15 protein-coding genes are annotated in these 13,509 nt (G+C 49.4%); 11 read left to right on the plus strand and 4 right to left on the minus strand.

Annotated features, from left to right (window positions below; translation table 11 throughout):
• Positions 1-330: 330 nt before the first annotated feature.
• The 6 genes from ACKPCD_RS04995 to ACKPCD_RS05020 all read left to right on the plus strand — a co-directional run bounded on the left by ACKPCD_RS04995 (position 331) and on the right by ACKPCD_RS05020 (position 5,352).
• A complete protein-coding gene (locus ACKPCD_RS04995) occupies positions 331-753 on the plus strand; it encodes an HIT family protein (protein ID WP_321434178.1) in 423 nt (140 codons plus the stop codon).
• A gap of 417 nt (positions 754-1,170) precedes the next feature.
• A complete protein-coding gene (locus ACKPCD_RS05000) occupies positions 1,171-2,592 on the plus strand; it encodes a deoxyribodipyrimidine photo-lyase (RefSeq protein ID WP_321434179.1) in 1,422 nt (473 codons plus the stop codon).
• A gap of 15 nt (positions 2,593-2,607) precedes the next feature.
• Positions 2,608-3,237, plus strand: coding sequence for a DUF2238 domain-containing protein (locus tag ACKPCD_RS05005; protein ID WP_321434180.1), 630 nt, complete (start codon positions 2,608-2,610; stop codon positions 3,235-3,237).
• The gene (gene heR, locus ACKPCD_RS05010) at positions 3,230-4,120 is read left to right on the plus strand and encodes a heliorhodopsin HeR (RefSeq protein ID WP_321434181.1); all 891 of its coding nucleotides are present in this window, start codon (positions 3,230-3,232) and stop codon (positions 4,118-4,120) included. Before ACKPCD_RS05005 ends, heR begins: the two co-directional genes overlap by 8 nt.
• A gap of 295 nt (positions 4,121-4,415) precedes the next feature.
• Positions 4,416-4,664, plus strand: coding sequence for a helix-hairpin-helix domain-containing protein (locus ACKPCD_RS05015; RefSeq protein WP_086990807.1), 249 nt, complete (start codon positions 4,416-4,418; stop codon positions 4,662-4,664).
• A gap of 94 nt (positions 4,665-4,758) precedes the next feature.
• Positions 4,759-5,352 (plus strand): carboxymuconolactone decarboxylase family protein, encoded by a 594-nt coding sequence (locus tag ACKPCD_RS05020; protein WP_321434182.1) that lies wholly within the window; start codon positions 4,759-4,761, stop codon positions 5,350-5,352.
• 116 nt (positions 5,353-5,468) lie between these two features.
• On the opposite strand, the gene nadC is transcribed toward ACKPCD_RS05020, so the two are convergent.
• From nadC to ACKPCD_RS05040, 4 genes are all read right to left on the minus strand, one after another.
• On the minus strand, positions 5,469-6,305 hold the full coding sequence (nadC, locus tag ACKPCD_RS05025; RefSeq protein WP_086990803.1) for a carboxylating nicotinate-nucleotide diphosphorylase: 837 nt from the start codon (positions 6,303-6,305) through the stop codon (positions 5,469-5,471).
• On the minus strand, positions 6,295-7,575 hold the full coding sequence (locus ACKPCD_RS05030; RefSeq protein WP_321434183.1) for an L-aspartate oxidase: 1,281 nt from the start codon (positions 7,573-7,575) through the stop codon (positions 6,295-6,297). Before ACKPCD_RS05030 ends, nadC begins: the two co-directional genes overlap by 11 nt.
• The gene (gene nadA / locus ACKPCD_RS05035) at positions 7,562-8,491 is read right to left on the minus strand and encodes a quinolinate synthase NadA (RefSeq protein ID WP_321434184.1); all 930 of its coding nucleotides are present in this window, start codon (positions 8,489-8,491) and stop codon (positions 7,562-7,564) included. The genes ACKPCD_RS05030 and nadA overlap by 14 nt, the downstream gene beginning before the upstream one ends.
• Before the next feature lie 611 nt (positions 8,492-9,102).
• Positions 9,103-9,741: a DUF2202 domain-containing protein gene (locus tag ACKPCD_RS05040; protein WP_321434185.1), complete on the minus strand. Its 639-nt coding sequence runs from the start codon at positions 9,739-9,741 to the stop codon at positions 9,103-9,105.
• A 335-nt stretch (positions 9,742-10,076) separates the two neighbouring features.
• Here ACKPCD_RS05040 and ACKPCD_RS05045 point away from each other — a divergent pair, with 335 nt between their 5' ends.
• The 5 genes from ACKPCD_RS05045 to ACKPCD_RS05065 all read left to right on the plus strand — a co-directional run bounded on the left by ACKPCD_RS05045 (position 10,077) and on the right by ACKPCD_RS05065 (position 13,502).
• Positions 10,077-10,898 carry a TspO-related membrane protein gene (locus ACKPCD_RS05045; protein WP_200831821.1) on the plus strand — a complete coding sequence of 274 codons (822 nt, stop codon included), beginning with the start codon at positions 10,077-10,079 and terminating at the stop codon, positions 10,896-10,898.
• Positions 10,899-11,092: 194 nt separating this feature from the next.
• A complete protein-coding gene (locus ACKPCD_RS05050; RefSeq protein WP_321434186.1) occupies positions 11,093-11,437 on the plus strand; it encodes a GyrI-like domain-containing protein in 345 nt (114 codons plus the stop codon).
• 154 nt (positions 11,438-11,591) lie between these two features.
• Positions 11,592-12,002: a DUF5655 domain-containing protein gene (locus ACKPCD_RS05055; RefSeq protein WP_321434187.1), complete on the plus strand. Its 411-nt coding sequence runs from the start codon at positions 11,592-11,594 to the stop codon at positions 12,000-12,002.
• Between the two features lie 98 nt (positions 12,003-12,100).
• Entirely contained in the window at positions 12,101-13,042 is a 942-nt protein-coding gene (locus ACKPCD_RS05060; RefSeq protein WP_321434188.1) for a prenyltransferase/squalene oxidase repeat-containing protein, read from the plus strand.
• A 49-nt stretch (positions 13,043-13,091) separates the two neighbouring features.
• Positions 13,092-13,502: a YdeI/OmpD-associated family protein gene (locus tag ACKPCD_RS05065; RefSeq protein ID WP_321434189.1), complete on the plus strand. Its 411-nt coding sequence runs from the start codon at positions 13,092-13,094 to the stop codon at positions 13,500-13,502.
• Positions 13,503-13,509: the final 7 nt, after the last annotated feature.

The raw sequence follows: 13,509 nt of genomic DNA on the forward strand, positions 1-13,509 counted from the left end.
AAACGAAATGTCTGGCTATATCTGCTGGTATCCTTCGGCTTTTGGGAAGTTTGATTGCGGAGAAACCATTTAAAGACTGTTTTTATTTGAAGGGGCGGTTTTTTGCCAGCTATGCAGTGCTGCTGTTTTTTCCGGGGACCCCATTTCTGATTTTGGTACATCTGACAGCTTGGGCCATGGTCGGTTATGTGGAAAAGAAGTACCACCTTGATTAAGTAAAGATCCAGTATGTTCACAATTTGTCCGCAATACTGTTGGATTATGGACAAAATGTAGGCGCTTAAAAGTGCTATAATGAACCGGAAGTATATTTCTAGGAGGTCTGTGTTAATGAAAGATGAAAATTGCGCCTATTGCATGGAAGGCGAAATGGTGTTGGCTTTCGGGTACCCTTGCTGCGAATTGTCTTACAGCAAAGTCTATGTTTTTAAAGAACAAAGCCACAAAGGCCGTGTGATCGTTGCCTATAAAGACCACGTCAGCGAATTGGTGAACATCACGGATGAGGAGCGCAACGGCTACTTCGCGGATATCGCTACAGTTGCGAACGCGTTGCACAAAGCTTTCAGCCCTGAAAAAGTGAACTACGGAGCTTACGGCGATACAGGCAAACACCTGCACTTCCACTTGGTGCCAAAATACAAAGACGATGCCTTCGAATGGGGCTCGACTTTCGACATGAACCCAGGCCGCGTGACCTTGACAGATGATGCGTACGAAGCATTGGCTGAAGAAATCCGCATCAATCTATAAGGAAATGTAAAAATTCTCTTTCTAAGAAGCTGATTCCAAAAACGGAATCAGCTTTTTTGCGCGGACTCGTCGACTGTTGAGGGCAGGATATTTGCGGAATAGCCGACAAGCGCTTCAGGCGTCGACTGTTGCGGAAAAAGTGAATGCGGAACAGTCAACATAAGCTGCGGCCGTCGACTATTGTCGGAAAAATGAAGGACGAACAGTCAACGGGTGCTCACTTCGTCGGCTGATCTCTAGGGAGCGGATGTGGAACAGCCGACAAGAGGTATAGAAAACGCATAAACAGCCGACAGAACGCCCCATCGGCCGTTTGTGCGTTTCAGCATTTTTTCTGCATACTGTACTGTTTGTTCCGCTCAAAAAGGGCACCGTTTCAGTTTGATTTGATTCGTAAAATTAGTAGGAGTCGGAGCGATGTTCTATAATAAGAATAACAACAAACGCACACAAATTGGGGGAAACCGGATGATACTGGAAGAAAGAATCAAGCAACTGAACGCTAAAAATACAGCGATGGAGCGACCCTATGTCGTCTATTGGATGCAGAGCTCGCAGCGGGCGGAGTACAACCATGCTTTGGAATACGCGATCCGCCAGGCAAACAGGCTCGAGAAGCCGCTGGTCGTTTACTTCGGGATTACGGACGGTTTTCCGGAAGCCAATGAGCGCCACTATGCATTCATGCTGGAAGGGCTGAAGGAAACGAAGGCCGCCTTGGAGCAACGCGGCATCCAAATGCTGATCCGGAAAATATCGCCGGAACAAGGAGCATTGGAAATTTCCGGATTGGCGGCCCTGTTGGTGGTCGACCGCGGTTATCTCCGGATCGAGCGGCAATGGCGCGCTACCTTGGCCGAGGGTGCTGAATGTGCCGTCGTTCAGATTGAAAGCAATGTCGTTGTTCCGGTCGAACTGGCTTCTCCGAAAGAGGAATATTCCGCCGCGACCCTGCGCTCCAAGCTGAAGAAAATCCTGCCGCATTGTTTGGCGCCATTGGAGGAGACCGTCTGCCAACATCCATCCGTAGCAGCGGAGCTTCCGTTCGAGGCGTATGACGTTTCGGATACTGAAAAGGCCTTGGCAGGGTTGGCTATCGACAGAAGTGTCCCGCGCGTTTCGGATTACATCGGCGGAACGAGCGAAGCCAAGCGCTGGCTGGAGGATTTCATCGAAAATAAACTGTCCGGGTACAGCGAACGGAAGAACCGGCCCGGCGAACCCATCACCTCAAATCTGAGTCCCTATCTCCATTTCGGCCAGATTTCACCGCTCTATATCTACCGCAGACTGATGGGGATGGACGGCGAAAGTCAGCAAAGTTTCCTCGAGGAACTTGTTGTCAGAAGAGAATTGGCCGTCAATTTCGTTTACTACAATGAACAGTACGATTCCTATGCAGCTGTTCCGGATTGGGCCAAGAAGACACTGGACAAGCACTTGGCGGATGAACGCGAATATCTGTATTCTGTGGAGGAATTGGAAGCGGCCAATACCCACGACGACTATTGGAACGCCGCGCAGCTGGAGATGAACCTGACCGGTAAAATGCATGGGTACATGCGGATGTACTGGGCCAAGAAAATTCTTGAGTGGAGCAGCACGCCGGAGGAAGCCTATCGAAAAGCCATTTATCTGAACAATAAGTACCTGTTGGACGGCCGCGATCCGAACGGGTTTGCCGGAGTGAGCTGGTGCTTCGGCAAGCATGACCGGCCGTGGGGGGAACGTGCCATCTTCGGCAATGTCCGGTTCATGAATGACAAAGGCCTGAAGCGCAAGTTCGATATGCAACTGTATCTGGAACAGGTTGCGGAACGGGCACGCAAACGCAACTAAAAGGAGGCGGAACGGATGGCGAGAAACGGCAAAAAGGCAGAACCCTTGCCTATAATCCTTTTGGTTCTTTTCGTTATAGCGTACATTATTTCGGCTATCCGTCCATTGGATCGGCTGGCTTGGATAGGTCAGATGACGCCAGCAGTTCTGTTGGTATTATTGCTGGTCGTGACTTACCGGAAGTTCCGTTTCAGCACTTTCGTCTATGTGATGGCTTTTCTGCATGCCTTGTTGTTGCTGTACGGCGCGCACTACACTTACTCCCAGAATCCGCTGTTCAATCAATGGAAAGAGCAGTTTGGTTGGGAGCGCAATTACTTCGACCGGGTGGGGCACTTTGCCCAAGGCTTCGTGCCGGCTTTTCTGGCCAAGGAATTCCTGCTGCGGGGCGGCTATGTCAAGAAAGGCAAGATGCTGACTCTCATCGTCATGCTGTCCTGCCTCGGCTTCAGCGCAGCCTATGAACTGAGCGAATTTGCGCTCGTCAAGATTATGGATGTTCCAGCTGATGCCGTTATGGGGACGCAAGGCGATGCCTTCGACAGCCTCTGGGATATGATTTGGGCATTGATCGGTGCGGGTCTGGCGGTGTTCGTGTTCGGGCCGTTTCACGACAGCCAAATGGAACAGATGTGGGATGGTTAAAGGCATTCTGATTGAAGAACAGTTTGATTCAACGAATGAGAACGGTCAATTGGCATTATTTTCCAGTCATTTTAGAAAGGAAGCTATCATCATGAAAGAGATCACTACAGAAAAACTACAGCGCTTCAATCTGATCATGGGTGGACTCCACCTGATTCAAGGTATCGCAATGCTCTTTTTGGCAACAAATGTCATCCAGAAAATCGGTGAGTTCAGTCCTGAAATCAGCCAATTCTACTTGGCCTTCAATCCTGAAACGCGCTCGTTGGAGACTGCCTCGCGAGTTCTTTTTGAATTACCATTTGGAGTTATGGTCGCTTCGTTCTTGTTCATTTCAGCCATCGCGCATGCCTTGGTTTCCATTCCGAAAAAGCTTAATGAAATCTATAATGCTGATTTGGCGAAGGGCATCAATAAATTCCGCTGGTTCGAGTATTCGCTCAGCTCGTCAATCATGATTGTCCTGATTGCGACGCTGTTCGGCATCTACGATATCGCTTCGCTGATTCTGATCTTCATCGTCAACGCCACCATGAATCTTTTCGGGCTTGTGATGGAACAGTTGAATGTAGGCCGCTCAAAAGACAACATTGAGTGGGGACCGTTCATTTGGGGCTCGATTGCCGGTGTTGCGCCATGGATCGCTATTTTGCTGTACATGTTCGGGACCGGTAATTTCGGCGAAGTGCCTTGGTTTGTCTGGGCAATCGTCGGTACTTATTTCGTTGCTTTCAACACGTTCCCGATCAACATGATTTTGCAGTACAAAAAAGTCGGGAAATGGGCGGACTACCTCTACGGGGAGCGGGTCTACATCGTGCTCAGTCTGGTTGCGAAATCGATTCTTGCCTGGCTTGTGCTTTTCGGAGCGATGCAGCCGTAATTTTGGTAGGCTTCAGGCGCTGTCATTTACAAAAACAATACAGGATTTTTTGATACGATTTACAATGACGGTGTATATTGGATGTGTAGAGGAAATACAATTTGTTGCTGCTTTGCCTATTTTTGAATGACATGCTACAGCCGGACAGGTTGGGCGTCCACCAGAAAGCTTCTGATGGATGCCCAACCTGTCCGTTTTTTGCGTCGTCAGCCAAGAATGCCATTATTGGCAATCGCCGGCGACAAGGACTACAATGATTTTGAGGAAAAAGAAGTCAAAGCGAGGGGGAAATCAGATGAAAGAACTGCAGCAAATTCCCGGCATCGGTCCGAAGATGGCGGCAACACTCGTCTCATTAGGCATAAATACAGTCGCTGACCTGCGCGACAAGAATCCGCAGGAACTTTATGAGCGTTTGAACAGGATAACCGGGCAGCGGCAAGATCCCTGCGTATTGTACACTTTCCGCTGCGCCGTCTATTATGCGACCGAACCGAATCCGGATCCGGAAAAATTGAAGTGGTGGAACTGGAAAAATGGATAGGTCAGCCAAACCGTCTTCTTTACTATCTATACCTATAGGGGTATAATTATTTTTAACAAATCTGGAGAAGCCCTACAGAGTAAAGGAGATAATAATGGCGCAGGAATTTTACAAGAAAATATACACGGTGCGGGAATTTTATACGATTTTGTATGAAGGGGTCCGTACAATGAAATACATGATCAAGGCAAAAAAGAAAAAAGAATTGAGTTCGGAATTTATCGAAAGGATCATGTTGGGGGTGACAGAAGTCAATGGCTGTGAAGTTTGTTCCTATGCCCACACGAAAATGGCGCTCGAGCAGGGGATGGCTGCGGAAGAGATCCAGCGATTGTTGGCGGGATCCGTTGACGAAATACCTGTTGAGGAAATGCCGGCATACCTTTTCGCCCAGCATTATGCCGATCGGAGAGGGTATCCGACCGAAGAATCCTGGGATCGGATCGTCGCTCTTTATGGGGAAGACAAGGCCAAAGGGATTTTGGGTGCCATCCGAGCCATCATGGTCGGCAATGCGCATGGGATCGCGTTCAGTGCTTTCTTGAGTCGTTTGAAAGGCAAAGCTGTCAAAAAGAGCAGTCTGTTGTATGAAATCACAATGATGTTGAGCGTCATCGTCTATCTGCCGTTGACTTTGATCCATGCTCTAATCGACGGCCTGTTCAAGAAACCTGTCATCAGTTTCTGAGGATGCACTTGAACTAAAATCATTCTGTTTGTGGATAACGAAAAAAATGAGCTGTGGAAAACCATTACTAATGGCTTTTCCACAGCTTATTTGCGTTTAAATGGTATAACTTTCCGTCAGATCCGTTCCAGGTTCTTCAGCGACAGATCTAGGATTGCTGAAGAGTGGGTCAGCGCTCCTGATGAAAGGTAATCCACACCGGTGTCGCGCAAGATGGCGATGTTTTCAGCGGTAAGATTGCCGGAGCATTCCACCAAGGCGCGCCCGTCAATCAAACGGACGGCTTCCTTCATATCCGCCGGGGTCATATTGTCCAGCATGATGATGTCGGCTCTCGCTTCGAGGGCTTCTTTGACCATATCCAAGTTTTCCACTTCGACTTCGATCTTATGCACAAAAGAGGCATATTCCCGCGCAGCAGCAACAGCCTGCTTGATGCCGCCCGCCGCAGCGATGTGGTTGTCCTTCAGCATGACGCCGTCTGACAGGCTGAAACGGTGGTTGTGACCGCCGCCGACTTTTACGGCATACTTCTCGAAAATTCGGTTGTTCGGTGTCGTCTTGCGGGTGTCCAGCAGCGTGATGCCGCTCCCCTCCAGCAAGTCGACGATCTCGCGGGTATGTGTGGCGATGCCGCTCATGCGCTGGAGATAATTCAGGGCGGTGCGTTCGCCGGACAGGATGACGCGGATGTCACCGATGACTTCAGCCAAAAGTTCTCCTGATTGGACAGCGTCTCCATCCTGACAATGGAAAATCACTTCGGTCTTGTCGTCGAGGAGGGCGAAGGTCCTGGCGAAGACATCCAGCCCCGCGATGATGCCGTCCTGTTTGCACAACAGCTCGGCTTTGCCTTTCGTGTAGTCTGTGAAGATGGCGTTGATTGAGATATCCTCAGTAGGGATGTCTTCCTGCAGCGCCGCCAAAATCAGGCGATTCCGATTACTTTGCATGAGCTTCCTCCTCGCTTCCGATTTCTTCCAATAGTTTTCTGTTTGCTTCCTTTAGGCCCGCTTCGATGGAGCGGGCATCAGGTTCGGGAAACGGATAAGGAAGCGCGCACTGGAATGACTCATCGATGGCTTGGGCGGCGCGCTTGCTGAATACCAAACTTTCCAACAGCGAGTTGCTCGCCAGGCGGTTCTTCCCATGGACGCCGTTGCAGCTCGTTTCTCCGGCTGCGTAAAGGTTCGCCAACGAAGTTTTGCTATTCAGATCGACTGCGATGCCGCCCATGAAATAATGCTGGGCGGGCACGACCGGGATGTAATCTTCAACCAAATCATAGCCTTCCTGCAGGCAGTGGGCATGGATGCCCGGAAACCTTCCGGCGATCGATCCTTCTACGTGGCCTTTCAGGAGCATCCGGACATAGGGCAAGCGATCCTTTTCCATTTGGGTGTAGATTGCTTTCGTCAACAAGTCACGCGGCAACAGTTCATCAGCGAAACGTTGGCCGTCTTTGCCTACGAGGATGGCGCCTTCCCCACGCAGCGATTCCGACATCAGGAAAGCTCTGCCCGAACGTCCGGTATACAACGAAGTCGGATGGATCTGGACATAATCCAGGTCCTTGACGCGGATACCGTGCTTCAGCGCGATGGCGATGGCGTCGCCTGTCAAATGTGCGAAGTTGGTCGTTTTGCTGAACAGGCCGCCGATGCCACCGGTGGCGAGCAGCGTGGACTGTGCATAAACGTTGGATAACTTTCCGGCCTGATCGCGGAGCACCGCGCCATGGCAACGGTCGCCGGCAACCAAAAGATCGACAAGCGTGCTGTTCTCAAAGATGCTCACATTTTTCAGCTCTTTCACCCGTGCGATCAGTTTGCTGTTGATTTCCTTGCCGGTCATATCTTTGCAGTGCAGGATCCGGGCTCGGGAGTGAGCGCCTTCTTTGGTATAGGAGAAACCGGCTCCCTTTTTGTCGAAGGCAACGCCCAGATCGATCAGATCGTCAATGATTTCTTGTGATTGATTGATCATGGTTGCGACTGCCGCTTCATTATTTTCGTAGTGGCCAGCACGCAAAGTGTCCTCCAGGAAAGGCTCGAAATCCATTTCGTCGCGCTGGACGCAGATGCCGCCTTGGGCAAGGAAGGAATCGTTATCTTCCAAAGTTCCTTTGGTGGCGATCAGGATTTGTTTGTCGCTGCTGAGATTGAGGGCTGCAAACAGTCCGGCGACCCCCGTTCCGATGATAAGGACATCATAGTTGCGCATAAGTGTTCACCTCGGCTAAATCCATCATCCGTTCCAACGGCTGCATGCCTTTCTTGCGCAATGATTCATCCATTTCCACAGCAGGTTCGAAAGTTTCCAGAGCATAGATGATTTTTTCTATAGTGTTCAGCTTCATGTCGGGACAGACCTGACCTACGGAAGGGGCATGAAAGCTTTTGCCTGGGGAGCGTTTCTCCATGTCATGGATGACGCCGATTTCCGTGCAGATGATGAAATCCTGGGATGGGCTCTTTTCGGTATAGGCAACGAGGTCCGATGTGCTGCCGACGAAGTCCGCCAAATCAAGGATTTCCTCCTTGCATTCGGGATGCGCCAAGATTTCGGCTTGCGGAAGGTCGCGTCTCATCTTCAGGACATCGACAACGCGGATACTGGTATGGATCGGACAGTAGCCGTCATTGAAGAGGAACGTCTTCTCGGGAAGCTGATGGGAAATGTATCTGCCCAGGTGCTCGTCGGGAATGAAATAGATATAGCGGTTGGAAAGGGCAGTGATGACGTTTTTCGCATTGGACGAGGTGACGCAAACATCGGCGTGTGCCTTGATTTCGGCTGTGGAGTTGATGTAGCAGACGACAGCCACGTCTTCGTAAGTCTCGCGGATTTTTTGGATGTCGCGGATTTTGACCATGTGGGCCATCGGACAATCCGCCTTCAGGTCGGGCATCAGGACGACTTTATCCGGATTCAGCATCTTCGCGCTTTCGCCCATGAAGGCGACGCCGCAGAAAACAATCACTTTTTCCGTGACCTGTGCTGCAATTTTGCTCAAATAGTACGAATCCCCGATAAAATCTGCGATATCTTGAACGTCTCCAGGAACGTAGTAGTGTGCGAGAATGACGGCATCTTTTTCTGCTTTCAGTTGCAATATTCTTTCCGTAAGTTCATCCATTTGTGCGTCCCCTTTTTTAATGATAGTTTAATGAAAACGACTATATCACGTAACTTTACACGTGTCAAGACACCTGTTAAATGTGGAAAGGAAGCCTAACTTCGGTGAACGAAGGCTTCGTCGGAGTTCGGGGACCATTCCTGTTGCGTACTCCGATGAGTGTAGCTTCGTCGTAGTTGCAGTCGAAGGTTACCGATGTCCTCCGGTGAGCGTACCCGTCACCGGAGCTGTGCAATGTTTTTCAGTTTTCTTCCGGACGGAGAGCACCACGTTCGTATGCACAACGAAGAAGAGGCTGTCTTTGGATGGTAATGCCATTAACTTAAGCGATTGACAAGTAAGAGAGAGGAATGCTCAGCGCGGTAGCCATTACTGTCGAATAGGTGAGGTAGATTCGACAATTTGACACCAGATTGGACCGAGATTGTCGAATGCCGAGAAACTTTCGACAATTTGACATCCTGTCGGACCGAAACTGTCGAATATCTGTGGAACATTCAACAATTTAGCCCTGCAGTCAAGAAAAAGCGAGAATGCATCATGCATCCTCGCTTTTTTACAGTTGCTAAGTTGCTTAAATTAATGACATTACTCTGGATAAGTATTTCTTATCAATATTTTTCGAGACTCTTATTGAACGCCTGCAGATGTCCTTCCGAAGCGTTACGCAAAGCCGTGAAGGTTGCACGAACGTCATCCGGGATGTCCTGTTCGAGGAATTTATTGTACATCGCGATATTGTCCACTTCCCCTGTGGCGCAGTTATCCAGTGCCTCTCTTACATCCGCCACTCGTTGGATGTGATCTGCAGATTCATCAGCCGGAACCGCCAAATTGTATTTCTCGAATAATACAGTCATTTCGGTAATGTGCTGAGCTTCAGAAGAAATGATGTTGTTGAACGGAGCTTGATCTCCGAAGGTTTCCAGGACGTAGGTATATTCTCCGTGGGCCAAGTATTCATCTTGGGTGGCGTACGTGAACATCTCTTCCATCGTCAGATTGTTGTCCGCCAAGGCGCCAACTGCACCATAGATATAGGGTGTTTCAAGCGATTCGCTTTCTTCCATGTCGCCTTCTGCGCTGTCTTCCATCATGGATTCATCTTGTTCGGAACTACTTTCGATCATTTCCGATGAGCCGACTGCTGAAGAATCATTTGTCGCGGTATCTTCGTCCGCGGAACAACCGACCAACAGTAATAGACTCAACAACGCGGCCATACCGTAGAGTTTCTTCTTGCTGTTCATTTTTTTTCGTCCTTTCATACAAACGCTGCACGATTGAATGGGGAAGGGGATTTGAGAAGTTTTCCGACGTTGTTGAATGATGAATGGGAAGGATGAACGAAGAATGAAGAACTTGTCACCATTAAGGTACGCCTCACTCAAAAAAATGTCAAAAAATTGGACCTGTTCGGAAGAAAAATTAACCTCTCCCACGAAACCGCAATATTTGCATAGGTTCACTATTTTAGGTATTATTGATTTAGAATAATAATTTATTTATAGTGAATAATTTTGTGCATCAAGCTATCTACATGCAATTATTTATATCAGGAAAAATGGAAGAGGAGGAAACAAATATGGAAACAAAAGCAGAAACGAGACAACTGGAAACACCCATCAAAATCACCGTCGCTGTGACGTATCTGATTATGGTTATCGTCAACGCTTTGGCAAACATCCTTCCGATCAACGGGATCGATACAGGTGCGATATCGGATTCCTATCCGAACCTGTTTGCGCCTGCTGGATTGACGTTTTCGATTTGGGGCGTCATCTATTTGTTGCTGTTGGGCTATACGCTTTACCAATTCGGTTTGTTCCAAGGGGATAAGAGCAAGGTGAAGACGGAATTGTTGCGTAAAATCGGTATCGTCTTTTCGGCCAGTTCAGTAGTCAACGCCGCTTGGATCTTCAGTTGGCATTACCGCATGATCGGCCTGTCGGTGATCTTGATGCTGGTGATTCTGCTTAGCCTGATCTACATCAACCAGTTGATCCTGAAGGAAAAACTCGATCAGAAAGAAAAACTGTTCATCCGTCTTCCGTTCAGCGTCTATTTCGGCTGGATCACGGTGGCAACGATTGCGAACATCACGACGCTGCTGGTCGACATCGGCTGGAATGGCTTCGGAATTTCTGAGTCGATTTGGACAATACTGATCATCGTAATCGGGCTTGTGATCGGAGCCGTCACGATGATCCGCAACCATGACATCGCCTACGGGCTGGTGATCATCTGGGCTTATGCGGGCATCCTGATCAAGCACATGTCCCAGGACGGCTTTGCCGGGCAATACACCGGCATCATCATGACCGTCATCGCTTGTATCGTACTGATGGGCGTGGCGATCGGCTACGTGCTTTTCGCGAAGAAACAAGCGCCGACCAGCTTGAAATGATGACAATTTTGATAAAGTTATAATTTGATTGACTTGAAACAGGTCCCGGCAACGATTCGACTGAATTGGCGCCGGGACTTGTTTTTGTGCCATTTCAGACCCTTTATGCTCCTATCGTATTGATGGTCGTGCGGATGCGGAAGTGATAAAATAAGCATGAGACAATGGGCTTCAAAAAAGGAGACGTGGATAAAATGAGCTTTGTGATTGAAATGGTGGAAACACAGGAACAACCGACTTTGGTTTTGAAAACGGTTACTCCGGTAAGTGAGCTTCCGAAAATATTGGGGAAGGCCTTCATGGACATCGTCACGCACATCATTGAATTGGGTGAACAACCGGTTGGACCAGCTTTCGTCGGCTATTTCAACATGGATATGGAAAGGCTCGAACTGGAAATCGGTTTTCCTGTATCCAAACCACTGCCTGGCAAAGGCGATATCCTTGCAGGAAACATCCCTGCCGGCAAACAGGTCAGCTGCATATACAAAGGTCCTTATATGGAGATGCCGCCTGCTTATGAGGAAATTGAGAAATGAATCAAAGATAATGGCTACAAACCGCTTGGTCCCGTCTATGAGCATTATTACAATTCGCCTGAGGAAGTACCCGAAAGCGAACTGCTGACGAAAATTGTATTCCTGGTGGAGTGAGCATACGCCAATTCCTATTTCAAAAAATGAGGCGATACCTATGACAGATGTAATGATCAACAAAGAAGTGGAAGTATTTTTTACCGGAAAACCTGAAACGAGAGCATTGTTCAGGGCTGTGGAAAGGAAAATCCGGGCAATCGGACCCGCCATCATCACGGTGACAAAGACCCAGATTTCCTTCGCTACAAGAACGCAATTCGCCTGGATCTGGATGCCGCAGCCTACAGACAGAAAGCGACCGCTGCACAGTTTGGTGCTGAGCTTCGGCTGCGGGCGCCAAATTATGCATGATCAGATTGTCGAAGCGGTCGAACCGTACCCCGGCAGATGGACGCACCACGTCATCATTGCGGAGGAAGCTGATCTGACGGATGTCTTGGATACTTGGCTACAGGAAGCGTACCGGTTTTCGGAAACACGGGGGCGACAGCAATCTTCAAAGATATAGGCAACTGAACAGCAACCGCTGTGGATCAGTTCTGTCGACAAAATAAGTGAAGTTGATCGAACGGAAACTGCGGAAGTAGGTTGAAAAAGGAAGGGCCGATGGAAATGAACAGGGAGGAAATCATCGCGTGGCTTCTGGAAGGCGATCCAGCCATCCAATATCAGACAAGGCGCGATCTGTTGCATGAGGATCCTGCGGTATTGTCCGACTTGAAAAACAGGATAGCCGAGGCGGGTTGGGGCCGTGCTTTTCTGAAACGACAACAGCCTGATGGGCATTGGGGCCGCGCGTTCTATCAACCGAAATGGACGAGCAGCCATTACACCTTGGTGGATCTGCGCAACCTCTGCATCCCGGCAACACCGGAAATCAAGAAGGCGTTGGCGCTCATCCTTGCCACTTCAATCGGGCCTGATGGTGGCATTAATCCGTCAAAGGATATCGAGCAGAGTGATGTCTGCATCAACGGGATGTTCCTGAACTATGGTTGTTATTTCGGGACGGATGAGGAAAAGCTCAGGCCGGTGGTCGATTTCATCATTAGCCAGCAGCTGGCCGATGGCGGCTTCAATTGTCGCCTGAACCGATCTGGTGCCCGTCACAGTTCGATGCATTCCACGATCAGCGTCCTGGAGGGCATCCGTGAGTACATCGCTGCCGGTTATACCTTCAGGGCGGAAGAGTTGAATCGGATTGAAGGAGAGGCACAGGAATTCCTTCTGCGGCATCGGCTGTTTAAATCCGACCATACCGGCGCAGTCATCCATCCGAGCTTTTTGAAATTGGTATACCCGCCGCGTTGGCGCTATGATATTTTGCGCGCGCTCGATTATTTTCAAAGTGTCGGTTATCCGTATGATGAAAGGCTGCAGGATGCTTTGGATATTCTGAAGGAAAAGCGACTGTCGGACGGACGCTGGAAAACGCAGGCCCATCATCCCGGCGAAGTGCATTTTCAGATGGAACAGGCCGGAAAGCCAAGCCGCTGGAATACGCTCAGATGCCTGCGAGTACTGGAATATTATGACAGGGATGCATGATGCTTTTAAAGAGCATCATGCATCCCCTGAAATGGAAGGAGAGCTAGTTATGACGGAATCCGGATTTCCCGAGGAGTGGCTCAGTTTGCGTAATCCTCAGGAATGGCATGACTGGCTGGCGCAAAAGCATGATCAAAAGGATCAGATTTGGCTAAAAATCAAAAAAGCCCATGTTAAAGGCGAGGGTGTACTGCTCGCAGAAGCGGTCGAAGAGGCGCTCTGTTTCGGCTGGATCGACGGTAAGATGTACAGTCTGGATAAGGAAAGCTTCATCATCCGCATGACTCCTCGCAGGCCAGGGAGCGTGTGGTCGCTGGTCAACCGCAAACGTGCCGAAGCTTTGATGGCGGCAGGAAGGATGACTGAAGCCGGTTTGGCGGCAATCCAAGCAGCGAAGACCAACGGAAAATGGCAAGCAGCGTATTCCTCTAAGGAAGTCCCGGAGCTGCCCGAGGAATAGGAGCAGG

Origin of the sequence: Trichococcus flocculiformis, from assembly GCF_963662535.1 — a bacterium.
Lineage (GTDB): Bacteria > Bacillota > Bacilli > Lactobacillales > Aerococcaceae > Trichococcus > Trichococcus flocculiformis.